The organism is Enterococcus spodopteracolus (assembly GCF_030441955.1).
GTDB lineage: Bacteria > Bacillota > Bacilli > Lactobacillales > Enterococcaceae > Enterococcus_B > Enterococcus_B spodopteracolus.
This window is the reverse complement of the sequence record NZ_JARJHD010000013.1, coordinates 1-23,152: the sequence shown is the minus strand read 5'-3', so window position 1 is coordinate 23,152 and position 23,152 is coordinate 1. Positions and strand designations below refer to the sequence as shown.

Annotated in this window: 17 protein-coding genes and 1 other annotated feature; of the genes, 7 read left to right on the top strand and 10 right to left on the bottom strand. The window is 37.3% G+C overall.

Annotated features, from left to right (window positions below; all coding sequences use genetic code 11):
- The first annotated feature begins 20 nt into the window (after positions 1 to 20).
- Complete coding sequence (locus P3R27_RS11920; protein ID WP_034689766.1) at positions 21 to 1,523, top strand: UDP-N-acetylmuramoyl-L-alanyl-D-glutamate--L-lysine ligase; 1,503 nt, start codon at positions 21 to 23, stop codon at positions 1,521 to 1,523.
- 1,176 nt (positions 1,524 to 2,699) lie between these two features.
- On the opposite strand, the gene P3R27_RS11915 is transcribed toward P3R27_RS11920, so the two are convergent.
- The 9 genes from P3R27_RS11915 to P3R27_RS11875 all read right to left on the bottom strand — a co-directional run bounded on the left by P3R27_RS11915 (position 2,700) and on the right by P3R27_RS11875 (position 16,918).
- Positions 2,700 to 3,581 carry a hypothetical protein gene (locus tag P3R27_RS11915; protein WP_034689768.1) on the bottom strand — a complete coding sequence of 294 codons (882 nt, stop codon included), beginning with the start codon at positions 3,579 to 3,581 and terminating at the stop codon, positions 2,700 to 2,702.
- A 205-nt stretch (positions 3,582 to 3,786) separates the two neighbouring features.
- Positions 3,787 to 5,142, bottom strand: coding sequence for a PTS cellobiose transporter subunit IIC (gene celB, locus P3R27_RS11910; protein ID WP_126134368.1), 1,356 nt, complete (start codon positions 5,140 to 5,142; stop codon positions 3,787 to 3,789).
- A complete protein-coding gene (locus tag P3R27_RS11905; RefSeq protein WP_034689772.1) occupies positions 5,143 to 5,661 on the bottom strand; it encodes a hypothetical protein in 519 nt (172 codons plus the stop codon). It lies immediately after the preceding gene.
- A 22-nt stretch (positions 5,662 to 5,683) separates the two neighbouring features.
- On the bottom strand, positions 5,684 to 6,004 hold the full coding sequence (locus P3R27_RS11900) for a PTS cellobiose transporter subunit IIA (RefSeq protein WP_034689774.1): 321 nt from the start codon (positions 6,002 to 6,004) through the stop codon (positions 5,684 to 5,686).
- A 12-nt stretch (positions 6,005 to 6,016) separates the two neighbouring features.
- The gene (locus P3R27_RS11895; RefSeq protein WP_034689775.1) at positions 6,017 to 7,996 is read right to left on the bottom strand and encodes a BglG family transcription antiterminator; all 1,980 of its coding nucleotides are present in this window, start codon (positions 7,994 to 7,996) and stop codon (positions 6,017 to 6,019) included.
- Positions 7,997 to 8,016: 20 nt separating this feature from the next.
- Complete coding sequence (locus P3R27_RS11890) at positions 8,017 to 8,331, bottom strand: PTS cellobiose transporter subunit IIB (protein WP_010734143.1); 315 nt, start codon at positions 8,329 to 8,331, stop codon at positions 8,017 to 8,019.
- A 300-nt stretch (positions 8,332 to 8,631) separates the two neighbouring features.
- A complete protein-coding gene (locus P3R27_RS11885) occupies positions 8,632 to 11,565 on the bottom strand; it encodes a hypothetical protein (protein WP_126134369.1) in 2,934 nt (977 codons plus the stop codon).
- 549 nt (positions 11,566 to 12,114) lie between these two features.
- On the bottom strand, positions 12,115 to 14,529 hold the full coding sequence (leuS, locus tag P3R27_RS11880; protein WP_034689778.1) for a leucine--tRNA ligase: 2,415 nt from the start codon (positions 14,527 to 14,529) through the stop codon (positions 12,115 to 12,117).
- A gap of 90 nt (positions 14,530 to 14,619) precedes the next feature.
- Positions 14,620 to 14,832, bottom strand: a binding site (T-box leader).
- A gap of 70 nt (positions 14,833 to 14,902) precedes the next feature.
- On the bottom strand, positions 14,903 to 16,918 hold the full coding sequence (locus P3R27_RS11875) for a LysM peptidoglycan-binding domain-containing protein (protein WP_126134370.1): 2,016 nt from the start codon (positions 16,916 to 16,918) through the stop codon (positions 14,903 to 14,905).
- Between the two features lie 365 nt (positions 16,919 to 17,283).
- Here P3R27_RS11875 and P3R27_RS11870 point away from each other — a divergent pair, with 365 nt between their 5' ends.
- From P3R27_RS11870 to mnmM, 3 genes are read left to right on the top strand one after another with little or no spacing between them, the layout of a single operon-like run.
- Positions 17,284 to 17,940: a phosphatase PAP2 family protein gene (locus tag P3R27_RS11870; protein WP_034689781.1), complete on the top strand. Its 657-nt coding sequence runs from the start codon at positions 17,284 to 17,286 to the stop codon at positions 17,938 to 17,940.
- Positions 17,940 to 18,902 carry a tRNA modification radical SAM protein MnmL/YtqA gene (gene mnmL / locus P3R27_RS11865; RefSeq protein ID WP_301357426.1) on the top strand — a complete coding sequence of 321 codons (963 nt, stop codon included), beginning with the start codon at positions 17,940 to 17,942 and terminating at the stop codon, positions 18,900 to 18,902. The genes P3R27_RS11870 and mnmL overlap by 1 nt, the downstream gene beginning before the upstream one ends.
- The gene (gene mnmM / locus P3R27_RS11860) at positions 18,896 to 19,471 is read left to right on the top strand and encodes a tRNA 5-(aminomethyl)-2-thiouridylate-methyltransferase MnmM (protein ID WP_034689785.1); all 576 of its coding nucleotides are present in this window, start codon (positions 18,896 to 18,898) and stop codon (positions 19,469 to 19,471) included. Before mnmL ends, mnmM begins: the two co-directional genes overlap by 7 nt.
- Positions 19,472 to 19,703: 232 nt before the next feature.
- Here the strand turns inward: mnmM and P3R27_RS11855 are convergent, their stop codons facing one another.
- On the bottom strand, positions 19,704 to 20,384 hold the full coding sequence (locus tag P3R27_RS11855; protein WP_034689787.1) for a DUF5626 family protein: 681 nt from the start codon (positions 20,382 to 20,384) through the stop codon (positions 19,704 to 19,706).
- A gap of 1,097 nt (positions 20,385 to 21,481) precedes the next feature.
- On the opposite strand from P3R27_RS11855, the gene P3R27_RS11850 reads away from it, so the two are divergent.
- The 3 genes from P3R27_RS11850 to P3R27_RS11840 form a co-directional block, all read left to right on the top strand.
- Positions 21,482 to 21,745, top strand: a complete 264-nt coding sequence (locus tag P3R27_RS11850) for a hypothetical protein (RefSeq protein ID WP_301357425.1) — start codon at positions 21,482 to 21,484, stop codon at positions 21,743 to 21,745.
- 473 nt (positions 21,746 to 22,218) lie between these two features.
- Positions 22,219 to 22,593: a hypothetical protein gene (locus tag P3R27_RS11845; protein WP_301357424.1), complete on the top strand. Its 375-nt coding sequence runs from the start codon at positions 22,219 to 22,221 to the stop codon at positions 22,591 to 22,593.
- Positions 22,594 to 22,640: 47 nt separating this feature from the next.
- Positions 22,641 to 23,152 (top strand): PALP domain-containing protein (locus P3R27_RS11840; protein ID WP_301399081.1); only part of this gene is annotated, 512 nt, incomplete at its 3' end.

Here is a 23,152-nt window from a genome sequence, read left to right as displayed (position 1 = left end):
ACAAAGTGAGGGATGATTCAATGAGCTTCTCCTTAGAAGATATCCGCAACTTATTGTTAAAAGAAAATCTGTTAAAAGAATTTGTATCACCACAGGGGTGGCATCTGTATGCTCCAGAAAATAGAGTATTCAAGAAATTAAGTTATGACTCACGTCAGGTCGATGCTGAGACATTATTTTTTTGTAAAGGATTAAATTTTAAAGAAGAGTATTTAATTGCCGCAATTACTCAAGGACTCAATTACTACGTCGCTGAAGAACCTTATGAGAATGAAGCATGTGGCATAATCGTGACCGATATTCGCAAAGCAATGGCGATTCTTTCCATGGCTTTTTATGATTATCCACAAAACAAGATGCTAGTCATCGGATTTACTGGAACTAAAGGTAAAACCACCGCTGCATACTTTACCAAAGCCATTTTAGACCATACGACTAACTATAAAACTGCCCTTTTTTCAACTATGAATACCACATTAGACGGCAAGTCTTTTTTCAAATCTCATCTGACAACACCGGAATCACTCGACTTGTATCGCATGATGGCTGAAGCAGTAGCAAACGGTATGACACATCTTGTCATGGAAGTTTCTTCTCAAGCCTACAAAACGCAACGTGTTTATGGACTTACTTTAGACGTTGGGATTTTCTTAAATATCTCACCAGATCATATCAGTCCGATCGAACACCCTACGTTTGATGATTACTTTTATTGCAAACGTCAACTGATCTTAAATTCAAAAAAAGTGATTTTAAATCGTGAAAGTGATTACTTTGATTTATTAGTGGAAACAGGACAAGTCCACGGTATTCCTGCCATCACTTACGGACGAGCAGATACTACAGACGTTCAAGTGAAAAGTTTAGAAAATCAAACGCAAGCGTTCGAATTGATCACAAATGGCCCTGAATTACCTGTTGAAGCAGAATATACGATCAAATTAGCTGGTGGCTTTAATCAAGAAAATGCAGCTAGCGCAATCATTGCAGCGACATTAGCGGGTGCTTCGATTTCAGATGCCCAACAAGGACTAAGAGAAGCTAGGGTTCCCGGACGCATGGATCAGTTGACCCATAAGAACGGCTCCCATATATATGTTGACTATGCCCATAACTATTTAAGTTTAAAAACATTATTAGCATTTGCTAAGAGTGAGCATCCTAATGGCCGTGTGATCGTCGTTCTAGGAAGTCCAGGAAACAAAGCGATTTCCCGCAGACAAGACTTTGGAGAAGTCTTGTCAGAAACAGCCGATGTCGTTTTCTTGACCGCAGATGATCCTGCTTTTGAAGATCCACAAAAAATTGCAGAAGAAATCCATGCAGCGATCACAAATACAGCACTTGCTGTTCATTATGAAATGGACCGTCCGACTGCGATCCAACTAGCATTAGCAGAAAGCCAGCCAGAAGACTCTGTTGTGATTGCTGGTAAAGGCGTGGATGCCTATCAAAAAGTCGGTGGCGTAGATGAACCTTATGAAGGTGACTATGACATAGCAAAACGTTTGATTGAACAATAATTGATTCTACAAAGGAAAAAACTTTCTGATTTAGCTAACTCCAACCAAAAAGCCTCCCCTCACGAGTGTTACCTGTATGTAGTGGGGAGGCTTTTTTTATAGATAAAAATATAATATATTTTCTTATGCGGTTTTTTCTTTACATTCAATATAACCTTGTTACTTTTTTGAAAAAAACAGCTCTCATCCAAAGTACTTTATCCTTTTTCTTCATAACTTCTCCCAACTCTGTAACCGTTGATATTTTGACCTATTACAAATTATTGCCACTTTTCTCATTAACTAACTTTGTGTTATTTCGTTGCCCTTCAAAGACTAAATTAAGTTCTCTAAATAGTCTTTTTATTTATAAGTATACTTATGTTTCTTCTATGCTGGCGATTACTCTCATCCAACGCTACATCTGCTAATCAAATAGCTTTATGTACTCATAAAATAGCGCAATATCTGTCTGGATATACGACATTTTCTTTTACTTTGAGCGTATAGTGATGTTTTTAAAGGCATATTGGCAGCCTCTGATACTTAACTAATAATCATTTAGTTTATCTAAAAAAACAAGCATGGCACCATTTCCATACACCAATCAAGTGGAATTTCGTGAGTGGTTCCAGCCGGCTGTCTATCTATTATCCATCGTTGGATGATAATGATAAGAGTTCCTGTATGCGTCATGGGTTGGATAGTTTTCATCATCCAAGCTAAACCATTAGGTAAATTTTCCTTTTTGTCGTTTCAAAAAACGTAACATATCGGCACACTTTTCTCATGGGCTAAATAGTTGATCATCGAATCATTTCTTACGAATCACTCGGCACTCGATTTTCAATCATGATACTCAAATCAATTCTTGTACTTTCCGTCAATTTCTTCGTTCATCTTGTCGATTACTTGTTTTAGTATGCGAATAATTATTTTCGTTCTTGTCCTTTTTTCTGTTATTTGAAATAAAATTTTAAGCTTCATTAATCGAGAATCGACTTTTTTAATCGCTGAAGATTATCTGATAGGAAATAGTTCAATTATTATAAGAAATGACAGCGGAACTATACTCTATTTTAGACATTCCACATAACATATAAAAAATGTAAATCAATGTTTTGGTAAACTAACGATTTTTTCAAGATTAATTGATTTACTAGATATCAAAAAATCCTTTACCTACTTTCATTCTGCTTAAATAGATAGACTTTGTTCTCTACTTACTTTTTTTGCACCTTGATTACTTATTCTCGCTTGCTGGCTGTGTAAGGAACAAAGAGAACGAAATGATTTCAGCTTTTCTTTTGTCTGTTTTTCACTCGAAAATCTTTCTGTTTTGAGTTTCTCTTCATTCACTATCTTATCAAATAGTCGAAGTTTTCTTTGCTCGTCGTATGCTTGCCATAGCTTGACATGGCTTCCTTTGATCCAAGGAGCTGCGACTTCTTGGTTATCCTCAATAAATATGACTTTATCTTTTAGCTTTCCCCACTTTCGAAAAATATAGCGTAGTTCCCTATTCGTGTATTTCCCATCATATTTTTTTGCTTTTCTTTTATTTAGTACAGCCTTCATATCAATGCCGTCTAAGACAAAATAAATGTACACATGAGGATGATCTTTTGCCATATCGATACCATTTTTACATCCTCTTTTGATAATCCCACTCACATAAACTAGTTTATTCTCCTTATTTTTATAGCCTATTGCCCCCGCATCTACTTTCAGTTTAAATTTCATTGCTTCCTTAAAAATGGTAAGCAAATGATTTTTAGTATTCTGTTCCATACTTTGATAGTATTCTTCCCATAAAAACAATCTCTTGTTTTCCGGTGATAAGTAGTTCAGCCATGTCTTAGAAAAGAGCTTCCAGGCTTCTAATGAAGTCAAATTTTTGCGATAATCTATAATCAACCATTTTAACATCTCATTATAACTATCGATTTTATACATACGGAAATTACTACTATGCGGTTTTTCATCAATAAGCCATTTGAACTCTCCTTTCACAATTGCATCGAAAAATTCACTTCGCTTCTTTTGTAGTCCATACAGCAATACTCTTTTTTCTGTCATTTGTCATTCACTCCTAATTCAACAAGCAACTTAAGGCTTATTAATTATTTCCTACAAGTGGCTATCTATTCTTAAGTATACAAGTTCTTTTTCCAAAGGACCCCTATTTTTTTCCGTTATTCAAAATATATATACTCTCGTTTTTCATAACAAAAAACTCAGTTGCCTTTTCTAACGAATGGCAACTGAGTTTGCTTACGATAAATTAAGCCCCTACCCCTTCTTTTGCTAATTCTGCGGCTTTTTCTTTCTCCTCGGTCAATAATTTATTGTCATAAAATTTGATAAATGGTAACCAGATGATAAAGCCGACAATCGCACATAAGATGGCCAAAACAGCGGCTTTCCAGTCTCCTCCACTACCAACAAAAGCACCGATCCCTACCGGTGAAGGCCAAGGCATTTGGGCTAACATTGGTCGAACAATTTCTAGTTTGATGGCAAAGTATGCTAATGATGCGGATGCCATCGGTGCTAAGAAAAACGGTACTGCCAGGTAAGGATTATAAACGATCGGCATCCCGAAAATGATTGGTTCATTGATATTAAAGATTCCTGGTACTAATGAAGCTTTTCCTAATACTTTTAGCTGATCAGATTTTGCCATAAATGCAATAAAGATAATCAGTCCTAGTGTCGCTCCTGACCCACCAACTGTCACATAAGAGTTATTAAATTCGCCTGCTAATGGATAATTTGCCCCTTGAGCATTTGCAGCCATGTTCGCTAAGACGATTGGTGTCAAGAATGAAGTAATAATGTTCGCTCCATGAATCCCAACGATCCATAATGCATGGATCAAGAAATAAATAATCATGATCCCTATCCACGTATTCGTCAATTCTGTTACAAAACCAAAAGGGATGGCAATCATTTTGAAAATGTCTGTTCCTAAAGCAACTAATACGCCGTTGACAAGCATTACCACAAAGGCAATCACAAACGTTGGGATTAATGCTGTAAAGGAACGTGAAACCCCAGGTGGTACAACATCTGGCATCTTGATGACCCAGTTACGTTTTACACACATACAATACAATTCAACCGCAATGTAAGACATGATGATTGCCGTAAAAATACCTGACGTGCCTAGCCGTTCCACAAATGCCCCCATGCGTACACCACTAATGACGGTTTCTGCATCGGTCATGCTAGAAATCAAGCTGATTTTTCCATCTGAAATGATCAACTCAGGAATACACATGAAGAATGCAAAAACAGATAACAGTGCACCTGTTAAAGGATTGACGTTCAGTCCTTGTTCATCTCTTTCAATCGACGTTAATTCATAAGCAAATACAATAGCAAAATAAACAGATAATATCCCCATCGTCATCGTGTTGACGATCATGTACAAGTCACTGACTTTGAAGAATGTCGCATTGAAAAATCCTTCCAAAAACGGAAATGGTAATGGTAGAATGTTCAAAACTAAAAACATCGAGCCTACGATTGTAAAGGGAATCGACGCCATCCCTGCAGCCATTACTGCACGTACGATCTTAAATTGTGCTACTTTCCCCATGGGTCCCATCAAATATTTCTGTAGAAAATCAAACATCTATTTACTCCCCTTTCCAAATTGTACTACACGTTCATACTCTTTGATTCGTTGATAGTGACGATCCGTATCTGTATGGATTTTATTCAAGCGTCGCTGACAAAACAGACAGATTAGTAGCCCACAAGCAATCACACACAGAATCAATGCTTGGCCATTTGAACCATTCGCCATAAAAGGAAATAACTGAGAATATCCTGGTGAAAATACTGCTAATAGGAGAAATACATTGGTTAACGCTTGCAACCAGAAATAATTTCGAGTAACCGTTGCATTATTTTTATGTGTACGATAGAGTGCTACTTGTTCTGCGACGACTGGTAAAAGAAAGAATAATAGCCCAGATGGTACCCAAAACAGCTTGCTACTCGCAAGTAGTAAGGAAACCAGCCAATAAAGATTAGTAAAAAAGAACCCTGCCGTTAAGTAGCGAATGATCAAATAGCGATTAAAATACAAGACTTTCAAACTAAATGCCTTTTTCTCTAATTCTCGTGGTTTTTTTTCAGCTTCACTCATTTGTTTCACCCCCTGTTCTTATTTATTTTTGATAGAGATAACTCATTTCTTTTGCAACTTCCAATAATGTCATCGTTGTCATCAGATGATCTTGCGCATGGACCATGATGATCTCCATTTCAATTTTTTGCCCACTCGCGTATTCCTTCAATAAATGAGTTTGTGATTTATGGGCTTCTAAAATTTCTTGATTTGCTTCATTTAGTTTTTCTTCTGCCTCTGTAAAGTCTTCTGCTCGTAACAAAGCAAATGACTCGTGGATCAATGTCCGTGCATTGCCGCTGTGAAAAATAATATCAAAAGCGGTCACTTGGAGTTCTTCACTAGTGATTTTCTCCATCATCAAGACTCCTCCTTAATAAATCATTTTTATAAATTGCTCATTAAAATTTTCAAACGTTGGTTCAACTGTAATCAATTGCTGTAAATCTAATCGATCAATAAATTTAACGATTGCCTTGGTTACAACAGTGATCCCTTCATTTTCGATGCAAGAAGGAGAGACCAGAAAGACAAAATTGATTGCTTCTTGTTCGTCCCATTCCATCCCATCAGGAATGATACCGACTGCAATTTTAGCGGTGACTCCGATCGGGATTGCTGGATGGGGAACAACCACTTGTTCACTAAAGATGATCTGCCCCATTTTCTCACGACGTTCGATTTGGTGAATCATTTCAGACGTATAATTCTCCGCTTCATCTTCTTGTAAAAGCGCCAATAACTCATTGATGACCTGCACTTTTGTTGGCGCTGAAGGATAGACTTTAAACCATTTTCTGGAAATCTGTTCTTCATAAAAGCTTACTTTTTCTTTGATAAGAGATGAGGTTTCTTGTGATTTTGCAAAACAGCTTGGATGACGCTCTTCAATCACCTTACGGATTTTTTGAACATCCTGATCATTTAAAAAAACACTGACATGAAGAACAGGTACTTTGAAAAACATCGTCGATAAATCAATAGAAGAGATGATCATATCGATATCTTCTAACGCCTGTTCATCGATTTCGTAGTAGCCTTTCACTTGTTTCACTGCAATATTTTTCCCAAATTCACTCAACACCCGATTTTTCAGCAATTGTGCACTTCCATAGCCAGTTGCACAAATGATCAACGCCTGTAGTTTACAATTGACCTTATTTTTTTCAATCGCTGCCATTAAATGGAGGGCCAAATAAGCCCATTCATCCTCATTGATTTTATAATCTTTCAAAGAAGGCATCTGACTAAAATAGTATTTAGTCAATTCAAAGGCTCTCGGATCTTCTTTTTTGATTTCTTTTGTTAAAGGATTTTCCAAAGCAATTCCTCTCTTTAAACGAACCAACATTGGTTCTAAATGATTGAGTAAACCATTCCTGAATTGATAATCTTCGACGATGGACTGACTAAGAACCAGAGCTAGCTCTTTAAGAACTGACATTAGTTCTGTCACTAACTTCTGGTCTTCCTTTTTATGACTTTGATTCGATTTAGCCATTAAATGTAAAGCTAAATAAGCAATTTCATCTTTTGGGAAACGAACATTCATTATAGACTCGATCCGTCTGGTCATATTCTTGGCTGCTTGATATTCGGTCTCATAGATTTCTTCTCCAGTGATTTCAGGCACTTGTATCTCAAACCCGGCACGCATTCGCTTGATTGCCAAAGCTAAATGTAACGCTAAATTTTGGATCACAAAATCGGACACCTTTAATTTCGATTCACGAATCTCGTCCAAGATGACGATCACTAATTCTTCAAAGTTGATTTCCTTGAAGAATTGACTGTTACCGAGGTACTCTTTTAAAGAATCAGTATACTTATTTCCAAAAAAAGTATCCATGATCACATGTCGCTTGTCCTGTTCTTGACCCTCGATCCACATTCCCTGTTTATGTTTTGACACAATTTTCAACGAATATTCGGCTAACTTCTCTTTAATTTCTTGGATATCATTCACTAAACTCGAACGACTGATATATAACTCTTCTGCCAAGTCATCGATCACGATTGCGCGATCTTCCAAAAGTAGTTTATTTAAAATATACTTTTTTCGATCTTCTGAACCATAAAACTCAGTCACCTGATCACCATATTCGACAGTTACTTCTCGTTGCTTTAAAAACAGAGCAAAAGCAAGCTTGTTAACGACCTCTAGTTGATACCCTTGCCCTTGCTTGGCGATAAGTCTTCCGCCATTATTTTCGATCGCTTCATTCAATCTTTTTAAATAGTTGCGAATCGTACGGTCAGATAATAATAGTTCAGAAGCGAGGTACTGGCTCGTGAGGTATTCTCCTTGATGATCAATCAATTGCCGCAATAACTCTTTTTCTGTTTGTTTCATTATTATCTTCCCCTATTCGTCTATATATTTTCCTCAATTAGCTCCGCTAATTTTTGGATACCCGTAGGGATAGGAACATACGCTTGGAATGGTATACTTACGACCGGTTTCCCTACTGTTTTTCCTAGTTTAACAAATTTATCTAAGTACATTGTGGTTTGAGGACTGATCAAGAACAAATCGAAATCACTTGTCTTGATTTGGTTGTCCCCTTCGGTTGCAGAAACCGCATCAACAAATACTTCTTCCCCTTTTCCTTTAAAATATTCTGTTGTTTTTGATGCCATCATAGAAGAAGACATCCCTGCGGCACAAATAATCAATGCTTTTTTCATTACGATCACTCCTCTAATTTTTTAATGGATTTCTTAGTTTTACTATAAAATGAAATCGCTTTCTTTTCAAAATAGATTTTTCCGTATCGCTTAGGAAAATAGTTATAAAATTACGTATAAAAAGAAGTCACACAATTGTGCAACTTCTTAACAATGGTTACCATTTTATTCACTCAGCGTATTTAAACATCAAATGTCAGTTTTACCACATTTTTAAATAAGTTACCGTTGTCTCTTGTCTCCTGCGAAAGACTTGCTTGAAGTTCCTTTATCTCATTCTAGTTTTTCTTTAGTAGTAACTTATGGCGCATAGAAGTTCAAGCGCATACTGTAGATTGGATGCAATGGATCAGTCAAGCTTTCAAAATCAAAGTTTTCACCAACTGTTCCAAATAATGAGAACGAAAAAGAAGTACTATGGCCTTCAATCGTCCCTAGTTCTCTGCGGTTATTCAGATTTTCACCTGATGAAATCAACATGACTTGCTTGTCATTCAGATTGTTTTTCACACCCAGATCGATTTCTGTTAGTTTTTCTGTATCTGATTGACTAACGACAGAACTCACTGAAACTTGAACTGCTCGTTCTGCATTGTTTTGGATCTGGTATGTTGGAGAAACGATACCGTTGCTTTCTTTATTTTGGGCAAAGGATACATTTGTAGGAATCGTCACATCAATGTACTCAGACGTATCTTCTAGAATCGTGACTTGACTGTTCAGTGTCCGAATATTGCCCACTTGGTCCGTTAAGGTAATTGTTACACCATGATCGCCTACCGCTAAATCTGCAAATGCGGCATTATTTTCATACGCAACTTCGACTTGAATATCTGGTAACAATGACCAATTATCAGTTGGATCCCCATCTAGAAATTCACGAGCATCTGGTACTGTTTGTCCTTTTGTGAACACTAACGGATCTTTTAATGTTCCGTCCGGAGCTGTGGTATCCACTATCTTTGGCATGGTATTTTTAAAGGTATATTCATTCCCAGCTTCATCGGTTGCTGTGATGTCCATCGGATGGTATTCACTCGGTGAATTCGGAGATAAATTAAACAAGTGTCGCTGATTTTCTAACTGAATATTTTCTAATTCCGTCCAATTATCCGTTAAATTAGTGATCAAGGAACGCAATTCTTCTTGAGTAAAATCTCGATGACGACTGGCTTCAAACACAGTCCAAATTTCTTTGACATTTCCTGTCGGCGCTTGCGTATCGACCACTCGATAGTTGACTGGATATTCCGTTTGATTCCCTCGGATATCTTGCAAACGAACATTTGCGTCATAGATGGTCGTCGAAGGTGCCACATTGACGACACTCACTACATCTCCGAACGTATTTCGTAAAGAAATATCGATTTGATCGGTGGCCGTCGTATTATCTAGTGGGTCTTCAGTAAAGAACTGCAATAACTCTTCCCTTGTCAATTCATTACTTCTTCGTGCTTGAAAATCAACAGGTGTCGTAACGACATTTCCTGTTGGTCCTTCGTTGTCTAGTTTAAATTTGACTTCTTGTAAATTTGATTGATTTCCTTGCTCATCTTCTAAACGAATATAACCTGTCTGAATAGCATCTGATGGTTTTAAATTTTGTAGGTTTATCACTGTGCCATTATCGTCAACGAGTTGAATGATGATATTTTTTGGTAAGGTCCAGTTATCATCAAGATCATCATTCAAAAACTGCATGAGCTCTGTTCGTGAAGGAATCTCTGTTGTCACTTCAGAAAGATCGATCGTTTCTGTTTTTACCGTTCCTGTTGGGGCTAATGTATCGACAATATTGATTTTTATTGATGAAACATAGCCATTATTTGATGATTCATCCGTAATGGTAAATCCATCTTCAAAAACTGTACCAGGTCTTAACTCAGATAAGTTCTGTTTATAACTCACCTTTATATTTTCTGGATATGACCAATTATCACTAAGCGTATTGATTGCAGATCGGAACTCTTCTTGAGTGAAATCACGATGTCGATTCGCTTGGATGGATGTCCACGCCGTTTTTGCTGTTCCAATAGGAGCTTCTGTATCTACAACTGTCACGTTTGTCCAAAATTGCAGAGGGTCTGCGGATGAATTTTTATCATGAAGATACACTGGTATTTTATCCTTGTAACCAGGATACCAGCCATTTCCAATACTAATCGTGGAATAACCCCAACTACCTGTACTTGGTAATGTATGAAACCAGCTTTTGATGATCGCTTCAGGGAGATTCTGATTTCTCGTAGCCTGAACTGTCACATTTTCATAAACATCAGCTGAAGCAACTGGATTGATGGTCAAGCGTCCAATTGTTTCCCCTGTATAATTGAGCTCCTTCACTTTCCTAGGTGTAGCAATATTTTCATACTGCGTTGCGACAACCGTTGAACCTAGCACGACATTTCCACGAATATCTAATGATATCGCTGTATTTCCTGTTTGTTTTCGTGTAACTGTGAAATTGATGCTTGCGGTATAGTTAGAATTCTTTGTCACTGTTGCAGAAACCTCAACAGCCGAATTACTTGATACTATATTGCCCAAATTATAAGTATTTTGGTGAGTTGAATGATTGCCATAGTACATCTGCGTGTAAAATTCGTCTGGCATTCCTGCAGGACTGTCTGTCGCAATTGACGAAATCCATCCATTACTGCCATTCGTTCTTTCAACTAAAGAATGTGTCGGTACAGTGACTGCGAATGTTGTGGATGAACCTGCAGCTGTATTTAAATCGATTGTTCGATTAATGGCATTTTGTAAGATATTTTCTAGATATGAGCTTCTACCGTGATTAGTTAACTGTCTGACATTTTCTGTAGATAAATTCAATCGTCCCAAATAGGCAGATAAAAGACTTTCATCAAGTGGTGGGACTTCTTGTGTTGCTACTGTTTCTACTGTCTCCAATATCTCCTCTGCCACTTCTTCTTGTGATTCAGGAATGTTCGGTACTTCTGGTAGTTCTTCGTGAATCATTTGTTCTTGTTCTTCGACCACTTCAGTGGTCGTTTCAGACGAGTAGCTTTCTGGTTGCTCTTCGTGAATCATTTGTTCTTGTTCTTCGACCACTTCGGTGGTCGCTTCAGACAAGTGGCTTTCTGGTTGCTCTTGTGTAATCTCTGCACTAGTTGTCGGTTCATTTTCTATGGCCATTACTACTGAAGGCAGCAACACATGTTGAAACAATAGAAATGACGCAGCGATAATTCTTATTTTTTTTGCTTTCAAAGCTTCTCTCCTCTCTCTTATTTTTTGACAATACATTTCGTCATCGATCTTTTATGGATAAAAAGAGCGTTATAAATAATCGTCTAAAACAATCTACTTGATCGTCAGTTCTCTGCAAAGTACACCTGTAAATAAAAGATATGTAGTTAGCTCAGGTCCCTTCACAAAAGCAAGATCATGTATATGAAATCGATCATCCACTCCTCTCTACAAAGTAAAAAATATATATGTCCTATAGATATTATCTATAATTTCCAAATACTAATAAAATCTTTTTTTACCATTAGCAAGGTAAAAAAATACTCCACACATTAACTCTAATTGATAACTATTGTTTTCCGACTTTATATTTTACTTATTTTCACTAGATTGCTTACTATTTCTTGAACAAAAGGAGTTAACTAGATAGAGTAAAAATGAGCGAGCATCACTGATAATAATATTTCCCTCAAAAAGAAATTTATAAAAAACCACATTCTCATGAAATCTAAATGATTTTCATGCGAATGTGGCATCTCATTTTTATACTTTTTTATTAATGCTTACTTATTAATTTGCGACGATGTTGACTAATTTATTGGGAACCACGATCACTTTTCTGATTGTTTTTCCTTCTAATTGTTCTTTGATACTATCATCGTCCATCGCTGTTTTTTCTAGTTCTTCTTTTGATAAGTCACGTGCAACACTGGCTTTTGCACGAACTTTTCCATTGATTTGGAAGACGACTTCTACTTCATCTTCAATCAAAGCAGCTTCATCATAAGTTGGCCATGGTGCATAAGAAAGATCTTGTTCATTGCCTAAGATCGCCCATAGCTCTTCCCCAATATGAGGAGCGATTGGTGCTAGCAATTGAACGAAGCCTTCGATATATTCATAAGGTAAGGCATCGACTTTATATGCTTCATTGACAAAGACCATCAATTGAGAAATCGCTGTATTGAAATGTAGATTTTCGTAATCTTCTGTGACTTTTTTAACTGTTTGGTGATATACTTTGTCAAGTTTACCGTCATTCAGTGTCGTGATCCGATCACGCATTTTATTGTTTTCGTCCACGATCAAGCGCCAAACACGATCTAAGAATTTACGGCTACCTTCTAATCCATTTTCACTCCAAGCAATCGATGCGTCTAATGGGCCCATGAACATTTCGTAGAGACGTAACGTATCCGCACCATATGCTTCTACGACATCGTCAGGATTGACGACATTGCCACGAGATTTAGACATTTTTTCGTTGTTTTCTCCAAGGATCATTCCTTGATTGAACAATTTTTCAAAAGGCTCTTTTGTTGGTACCACGCCAATATCGTAAAGAAATTTATGCCAGAAGCGAGCATACAATAGGTGAAGTACCGCATGTTCTGCCCCACCGATATAAATATCTACTGGTAACCATCGTTCTAGTTTTTCATAGTTAGCTAATTCTTTTTTATTATGTGGATCGATATAGCGTAGGTAATACCATGAGCTTCCTGCCCATTGTGGCATCGTATTCGTTTCACGACGGCCTTTTTTACCTGTTTTAGGATCAACGACATTGACCCACTCGTCAATGTTTGCTAATGGTGACTCCCCTGTGCCACTTGGTTGGATATTGCTTGTTTTTGGTAAACGTAGTGGTAATTCTTCTTCTGCTACTGTTGTCACTGTGCCGTCTTCCCAATGGATGATTGGGATTGGTTCTCCCCAATAACGTTGACGAGAAAATAACCAATCACGCAAGCGATAGCTGACTTCTTTTTTCCCAACGCCATGTTCTTCCAACCATTGATTCATCGCATCGATGGCTTCTTTTTTATTCAATCCGTTCAAGAAATCAGAATTGATATGCGCACCATCTTCTGTGTAGGCAGCTGTTGAAGTATCGCCACCTTCGATGACTGGTAAGATTTCTAGATCAAACGCTTGTGCAAACTCGTAATCACGTTCATCATGTGCCGGTACTGCCATGATCGCACCTGTGCCATAAGAAGCTAACACATAATCAGCGATCCAGATAGGGATTTCCTTACCATTTACTGGGTTGATCGCATACGCCCCTGTAAATACGCCGGTTTTTTCTTTAGCAAGATCTGTTCGTTTAAGATCTGATTTTTTCGCTGTCTCTGCGATATACGCTTCGACTGCTTCTTTTTGTTCTGGAGTTGTGATCTCACGAACTAAGTCTAGCTCTGGTGCTAGCACAGAGTAGGTTGCCCCAAATAACGTATCTGGACGTGTGGTAAAGACCGTATATTCTTTGTCTGTGCCAGCCACTTTAAACGTGATATTTGCTCCGACTGAACGACCGATCCAGTTACGTTGCATTTCTTTGATGCTTTCGGGCCAATCCACAAGCTCGAGGTCATCGATCAAACGATCTGCATAAGCGGTGATTTTCAGCATCCATTGACGCATTGGTTTGCGGATGACATCATAGCCACCACGTTCACTTTTGCCGTCGATCACTTCTTCGTTTGAGATCACTGTACCTAGTTCAGGTACCCAGTTCACTGCTACTTCTGCTTCATAGGCTAACCCTTTTTCATATAATTTAGTAAAGATCCATTGTGTCCATTTGTAGTACTCGGGGTCTGTTGTGTTGACTTCACGATTCCAATCGTAACTAAAACCAAGTGAATTGATTTGGCGACGGAAGGTTTCAATATTTTTTTGCGTAAATTCTGCAGGGTCATTCCCTGTATCCAATGCGTATTGTTCTGCTGGTAGTCCAAATGCATCCCACCCCATTGGATGTAACACGTTGAAACCTTGACTACGTTTGAAACGTGCTAAGATATCTGTTGCAGTATAGCCTTCTGGATGCCCAACATGTAGACCTTGTCCTGATGGATATGGAAACATATCCAACGCATAGAATTTTGGTTTGTCTGGTTCATCATGCGTATTGAAGGTGTTATTTTTTGCCCAATATTTTTGCCATTTTTTTTCAATTTCTTTGTGATTATAGCTCATCTTGAACCCCCTATTTTGATGTAATGATCTGTTTTTCTTTTAGCATCTGGCCTTGAAAAACAAAAAAATCCTATAAAAAGATTGCTCTTTTTATAGGACGTAATCTACGTGGTACCACCTAATTTTGCCTTACTAAACAAGGCCTTGAACGTTGTAACGGTCGTCACCGCCTCTGCTTACTGGGAGAACTGTTCAGCAGGTGCAACTCAAAGGCGAGTTCAAAAGCGTCCGTACACATTTTCACCAACCATGTGCTCTCTAAAACTTTCGACTTTTTACTACTTCCTTTTCAAACGTTGATCAACTAAATTTTTAGTAGCTTCATAGTAACAAATATTATTGAATCAATCAACTATTATTTCAGTCAGATCGATTATTTTGCAACGATCAAACTTTGCCCTGGGTAGATAAAGTTATTTTTGATGTTGTTCCACTCGATCAATTGCGCCATTGAGATGCCATGGCTATCAGCTACACCCCAAACGGATTCACCTGCTTTGACCGTGTAACGTTTGCCATCATTAGACGTAGGTGCTGCTGTTGTATTTCCTTTTTTCACGACCACTTTTTGGCCTGGATAAATGAAATTATTTTTGATATTGTTCCATTCAATCAGTTGATCCATCGTGATGCCGTGTTTATCAGCTACACCCCAAACAGATTCACCTGCTTTGACCGTATAGATCGTATCACCAGACGTTGATGTGTTCGTTGCTGCTGACGTATTCGGTGTGCTTGGCGCAGCTGCCGGCGTTGTTGTCGGTGTAGATGTTGGTGCTGCTGTACTACCACCTTTTACGATCAGTTTTTGACCTGGATAGATGAAGTTATTTTTGATATTGTTCCATTCAATCAATTGGTTCATCGAGATCCCATTTTTATTTGCGACGCTCCACACCGATTCACCTGCTTTGACCGTGTAGGTGCCTGATCCTTGACTTGCTGTGTTTGAAGTCGTTGGATTATTCGTCGTTGTTGAAGGTGCTGGACTCGTTGATGCAGTGCTTGATGCGCCACCATTTGAAACAACCAACTGTTGTCCTGGGTAAATAAAGTTGTTCTTGATGTTGTTCCATTGGATCAACTGGGCCATTGAGATACCGTGGGCATGAGACACACCCCAGACAGAATCACCTGCTTTGACCGTATATTTTGCACCAGAAACTGAAGCACCTGTACTTGGTGTTGATGGTGTTGTGCTTGGTGTCGATGGTGTATTTACAGAAGCAGACCCACCATTAGAAACGATCAAGCTTTGTCCTGGATAAACAAAATTATTCTTGATATTATTCCATTGGATCAATTGTGCCATTGAGATGCCGTGGGCATTCGAGATACCCCAAACAGAGTCACCTGCTTTGACTGTATAACGCGTACCGGACGAATTGTTTGTTGTTGTTCCAGCAGAACTGCTACCTGCAGAAGCTGTATTGTTTCCTGAATTTGTTGTTGAAGATCCGCCAGCTGTACCACCTTTGATCGTCAATTTTTGTCCTGGATAAACAAAATTATTTTTAATATTATTCCATTCAATCAATTGTGCCATTGAGATGCCATGAGCATTTGAGATGCCCCAAACAGAATCACCAGATTTTACTGTGTACGTCGTTGAACCAGTAGTCGTACTTCCACCAGTATTTCCTGTATTCGTGCTTCCTGTATTTGTACTTCCTGTGTTACCTGTATTAATCGTATTGCCGCCAGTAGTCGCACCACCGCCTGCATTTCCAGTTGCTGGTGTGTCATATTTAGTCAAGCCATACGTCATGATAAGATTGTTTAATTTTGTCGCATAACTTGGGTCCGTCGCATAGCGTCCTGTCAAATGGGCAGTAGCATCCGTATAAGAACGAGTATTACTCTTCCAAGCACCTGCATAGTAGTAGCCATTACCAAATGAAGTATTTCTAAGTACATAGGCATTGTCACTAAAAGACTCTGCGAAAGAAGGATATTGACGGAAAGGTTCTTTTTTCGTCACCCATTGGTTGTTCAAGAATTCAAGCGTGTCCATATAAACAGTTTGTCCTTGGTAGCTTCCTTTGATCCCAAATAAGTTATGATAAGGTGCACGTGATAATGTACTGCCACCCCAACCACTTTCGACAACTGCTTGAGCGATCATTACTGAAGCATACAAATCGTTCGCGTTTGCGATCGGTTGTGCAAATGTGGCAATTTCTGTGATAAATGCAGCGGTATTGATCCGAGAGTTCATTTGGATCGGTGTTTCATCCGCATTGACAGCGACTGATTGTAATACTGGTGCTACAGCTGAACAGCCCACCATTGCGGTTCCGACGATTGCCGCACTTCGCTTTACTTTACGGTAACGCTTTGCTTGTTCCAGACGTCTGCGTTCTTTTCGTCCTACTAATTCCTTTTGCATATACTATCCCCCATATTTAATTACTTTTATCTAGCCTTATCAATAATTATAACTTCTCTTAATATTTATTAAAAGTTATTTAAGACTATTACGTTGTTTTGTAATCTTTATGTAATCTTTCGTAATTTTTTGATTTGACGCTTTTGTTAACCCTTTAATCAAACGATTCCGAGTTATTAAATTATATATGACCACCTATTTTTTTAATTAAATATGTCGGGTATATTACTTGAGGGTTGCTATTACATTACAACTTGCATAACAATATATTTTTATTCATTGCTCCAAGTGAACAGGAATAGAAAACTCTTGTTTTTCGTTCTTATAATAAATGCTATAATGATTGGGCATGAAGGAGGAGTTAAATGAAAAATAAAAGAATCTTCCAAATCTCAGCCGCAAGTTGCTTCTTGCTTTTTCTAGCGTTGAGTCTACTTGTCTTATTTCGTGTGGATCTATTGTCTAGTTTTGACCAAACGCTGACCCATTGGATTCGTATTCCTTATCCTGATTGGAATCCATTTCAGCGGTTGATCACGACATTTGGAAATGCAATAACTGTCATTTTAGTATTTGGATTAGTTGCTCTTTGGTTATGGTTCAAGAAAAAAAGAAAAGAACTTTATTGGTTTACCCTCAATTTTGTGCTAATTGCTGGGATCTTAAATCCACTGATCAAGCTGCTAGTGATGCGTGACCGTCCAAGTCTTCAACATTTAGTTGTCGAAACGACGTATAGTTTTCCAAGTGGACACGCTGCAACGAGTATGATCTTGTATGGCACACTGATTTTTTTGATGCCATCTTTGATCAAGACGAGAGATTGGGCATGGATGATCCAAGTATTGTTAGGTTTACTGATTCTGAGTATTGGCGCTAGTCGTGTCTATCTGGGTGTCCATTATCCTAGTGATATCCTCGGTGGATATAGCTTGAGCCTGTTTTGGTTATGCTTGACTTATCCTTGGTATGTCCAACAACGCTTGCCATTTACACAATCAAATAGGAAGAAGGGATTTTAATGGAATTTCCTTATGCTGAAGGAAATAAACGTTACCATTCTTGGAATTATGCGTTACGTCATGAATTTGGTGGAAAAATTTTTAAAGTACCGATCGATGGTGGCTTTGATTGTCCCAATCGTGACGGAACAGTTGCCCACGGTGGTTGTACTTTTTGTAGTGTTTCTGGATCTGGTGATATGATCGTTGCTCCAGAAGAGCCACTACCGATCCAGTTTCAAAAAGAAATCGATATGATGCATAAAAAATGGCCAAAAGTGAATCAATACATCGTTTACTTTCAAAATTTCACAAATACCCATGCGCCAGTCGAAGTCATTCGTGAACGATTTGAACAGGTCATCAACCTACCAGGTGTCGTGGGTTTATCAATTGGTACCAGACCAGATTGCTTACCCGATGAAGTCGTGGATTACTTAGCTGAATTGAATCAACGTTTATACTTATGGGTAGAATTGGGCTTACAAACGACTTATGAAGAAACCTCCGACCTGATCAATCGGGCACATGATTATCAAACGTACCTAGACGGTGTTGCTAAATTACGGAAGCACAACATACGTGTATGTACACATCTGATCAACGGATTGCCAGGAGAATCATTAGAAATGATGCGGGAAAATGTTCGTCGCACGATCTTAGATTCTGATATCCAAGGAATCAAACTACATTTGATGCACTTGATGCGTAAAACAAAGATGTTACGTGACTATCACGAGGGCAGACTGCAATTGATGAGTCGAGCCGATTATGTATCTGTCATTTGTGACCAATTAGAAATGATCCCACAAGAGATCATCATCCATCGTTTAACTGGTGATGCGCCTTGGGATTCATTGGTCGGTCCGATGTGGAGTTTGAAAAAATGGGAAGTCTTGAATGCGATCGATGAAGAAATGATTCGTCGCAATAGCTATCAAGGAAAATACAATATTCGAGAAGGAGTCAAAAGCGGATGTTGAAAACGGCACTTCATTATAGTCATACGCTATTGGAGGAAATCATCCAACCAGGAGATCATGTGATTGATGCCACGATGGGCAATGGGCATGACACTTTATTTCTGGCAGAAAAAGTCGGAAAAACCGGTCAAGTATATAGTTTTGATATTCAACAGCAAGCATTGGCGTCCACACAACAGAAATTGTCAGAGAATGGCTTATTGGAGCGGGCGACCCTGTTTTTACAAGGGCATGAAACCATTGGTGAAGTCATTGCTGAACAACAGCCGATCAAAGCCGGTATTTTCAACTTAGGCTATTTACCAAAAAGTGATAAATCCGTCATCACCCTACCTGAAACGACAAAAACAGCGATGGAAGAAATCTTGAAACGTTTAGTTCCACAAGGTCGCATGATCATCGTCGTTTATTATGGCCATCAAGGTGGCGAAGCAGAACTAGATATGGTCCAAAGCTTTTGCCAAGCGTTGCCTCAAGAACAATTCAATGTTTTGAATTATCAATTTATCAATCAAAAAAATAATCCTCCGATCTTGTATTGTATCGAAAAAAAGAAACGCCACAACTAATAAAAAACTCCTTGTCTTCTAGTATGATAAAACTGAGAAGATAAAGAGTTTTTTCATTTTTTAGCAGAACCTAACGACCAATTAGAATTCTATTTTCTTAATGACCCTCACTTGATCACATTTGAGCTATGATTTGGTGAAATACTGTTTTAGCATACGAATGATCAATATTGTTACGCCTACTGCCAAAATAAAACTGATGATGGCTATTATTATTCCTAGAGCCCCCATCCTATTTAACAGTTACGACCAAATTATTTGAGCTATTAATTGATGCTCTTAACCAGCCACTCCATCCGCCAAAATCCCATATCGGAGTTCCAAACTCAAAATAATAAGTTGCTTGTTTTGTGCTATCTCTTTTCAATGAACTAGATTTCACACTAACCCCCACATGATAGTACCAAGGATCATAAGCACTACTAATACTAATACTATTACTACTTACTCTAATATTAAAGCCGCAATTAAAGATTACTGAATAATAACAGATATTCCATACTCCATTACCTAAACGTAAATGGTTATCAAACACTGGTTCAGCAACAATTTTCGCTGTTGTACCACTTGCCAAATGTATCTCTTTAGTCTGTACCATGTTTTTTGATAAGTCAAATTCTACTCCACTACCTCCTTCTTCTTTTACAAGAACGGCAGAATCATCTGCTTCTACTAGCGGTTGCGCTTCTACAATTTTAGTTGGCATGAAAAATATCAATATCAGAGTGATTGCTATAACACTAATCAAATCGATTACTTTACTAAATTGCTTTTCTCTCCACATCTTAAGTTCCCTTCTTTCTTTAACACATTTTTCATTTTTACTGCATGGAACATTCCAACTACTCCTACTAACGCTCAAACTAGATTTAGTTTTATCCTCCTCATTTTTATATTTATATAAGTATGGCATGCAGTCTTCCTATTTATATGCAAGTGAAGTTAGGATGAGTTCATTATGCATGGGCATGCAACTAAATGATGTATTAATAGTTATTCTGCTATAATTAATTATATCAACTTTAGAATATCGGGATTTTTTCTTTTTTCTTTTAAAAAAACTTCATACTATATATTCTCTGATTTATTTTTATAAAAAAACTACCTCACCTCAATAAACGAATAGCCACCTCATCTAAAATTGGAGATTTCAAATGCGCTATAAAATTTTTTCTGTCTGTTTCGGACAAGGGAAGTAAGATGTACTCATGAATCTATTCTTTGATTTTATCTTTGTAATCACGGCAGAAGTAACCGCTCATTACATCTGCAAATGGTTTGATTGTAGAATTGCCAAAAAAAGACAGTAAGCCTACCTGTTAGGTCCTATTGAAACGTAAAAGAAAACCACTAGCCCGCCAGCTAGTGGTTTTTGCTCTTAATATGAACCTGTTCTTTGTTGAATACATTATACTATAATACAATTAATATTCCAGTGTGTCTGTGTATTTAGAATAGAAATTCATCGTCACTTCTATTGATCAAACGATTATCAAGAGGAATACTTGATTAAGTTCTTTTTATTTTACATAGTCATGGTTCCTAAAATCATTAACCTGGCTTAATAAGAAATCACAGATTCACTTTCCAATAACTGAAAACTATTTGCCATAACTTTTGTTACATAAGTATATTAGCCTTGCTAATTTTCCAAGGTTCATGTTTGGATTCATCCAAAAACGCCAATCAGACTGCATTACATGAAAAACACCAAACCAAGGGCTTCTTGATTTGGTGCTTTTCGACTTCCATTTGAACATTCGTTACACAATGACGGGCGTGAGACATTCGTTCTCTCCCACCACCTATTCAAACACAAACTGGTTTAAAACAAGAAATCAACTGACATATATCCGAATACTAAAAACACTATAATACCAACGATAAATAATTAAAAAAGGAATTTTATCTAGCTATCATATGTCACTTATTTTTCTATTATGACTCTTTTTTTGCCCCTTATATGCCCCTCCATCTGTTAAAATAGTATAAAAAATGGATGGTGATTACATGGGATCAATTGTTGGCATATTAGATAAAATCAGAGTCATCAACTCTGCCCCTCTTTTACTAAGATTTACTATTGAATCGCCATCAGAATATGTAAACTGCGTAACTGCAAAAAATGACATTATCGATAAGCTGTTATTGCTACCTGAAAAACAGTATGTTTTAGAAGTAAGTGGTCGCTATAACAAACGAAAACAGCTTGTTGTAAATCAAATTTCTATTGTAAACCCTGATGATACTATACGCAGATTAGGAATTTGCTGATTGCTATGTTTATAACACACAACAAAAAAATACCCGCTCGTAAAGAGCGGGCCACTAAAGAATTCAATCCGCATTAGTGAGGCTAATTAAAGCTTACTACCATTTCAGGCTATGTTCAAATAATATGTTCTTTTATGTACCCCGCTCCAATGAGCCGGATGTAAAAAATGTTGTTAGGGTGATACAATAACATTACTATCATTTTATTTATTATTCAACAGTTTTGGTTTTCAGTGGTTGTATTTACTTTTAAAAGATAATTACTCTGAAAAATAGCTGTCCCTTTAAAAATCAAGACCTTCGAGATAAGTAAACTGTCTTAAGCTATAACAATTCTAGCGACTCTCAAATGAAGCTTTCCAATCATTCAGATCTCTTTCCTTACAAAAATGTAATGAATAAATCGGACAAAAAAATGGTTAGAAAAAAATTTTTATAGATAATTAAATATATCAAAATTAGGAGGTATTTATATGCCAATAATCAAATCTGCTAATCCTTTAAAAACAATCTCTTTATTAGTAATCGGTGCTCTTGGTGCAGCGATATCGGTATTACACATCACTTGTCTCTATATTTTCCATATGGGCGTTGCAGATCCGAACATCCCTCTATTTGGATTTTTTGAAAAATTTGCTTCTGCTACTTCATCTATCCTTCACGTTTCTTCCGATAAACTTTATTTATCTTCTCTCTCGTTTTTTATCATTTTTTCGATAATTGGATTATTTTTCAATATCTTCACTAATAATTATAAATTGCTTTCCATTTGGATTTTAGGAACAAATTTACTTTTTTCTCTCCCTACACTCTTTTATTTCTTCGTTGCATGGGGGATGAATCAATAATTCTTTCATCGTTAACATAAGTTAAAAAATAGAAAGAAGGCCTAAAAATGACTATTAGAACAGATCATTTATTAAGAGCATTACAAGCATATCAAGAAGTTTGTTGGATAAATCCAAATTTTGGGAAAAAAATTTCATATTTTACCATAAATGATGTAATCGACGCTTCTAAACGCCTACAAAGATTTGCTCCATACATTGCTAAAGTTTTTCCTGATACTAAATCTACTAATGGGATCATCGAGTCAGAATTAGTTGAGATTCCTAGTATGTTGGATAAAATAAAAGAAAAAGAACATTTTGAAACAAACAGTAAACTATATTTTAAATGTGACAATAATCTTCCTGTATCTGGTTCGATTAAAGCCAGAGGTGGAATCTATGAGGTTTTGACGTTTGCTGAAAAAGTTGCACTGGATTCTGGAAAACTCACAATTGATAGTAATTATGCTATTCTAGCAAATGATGAATTCAAAAATATTTTTTCTAATTATTCAATCGCTGTGGGTTCTACAGGAAATTTAGGACTTAGTGTCGGAATCATGGGAGCAAAGTTAGG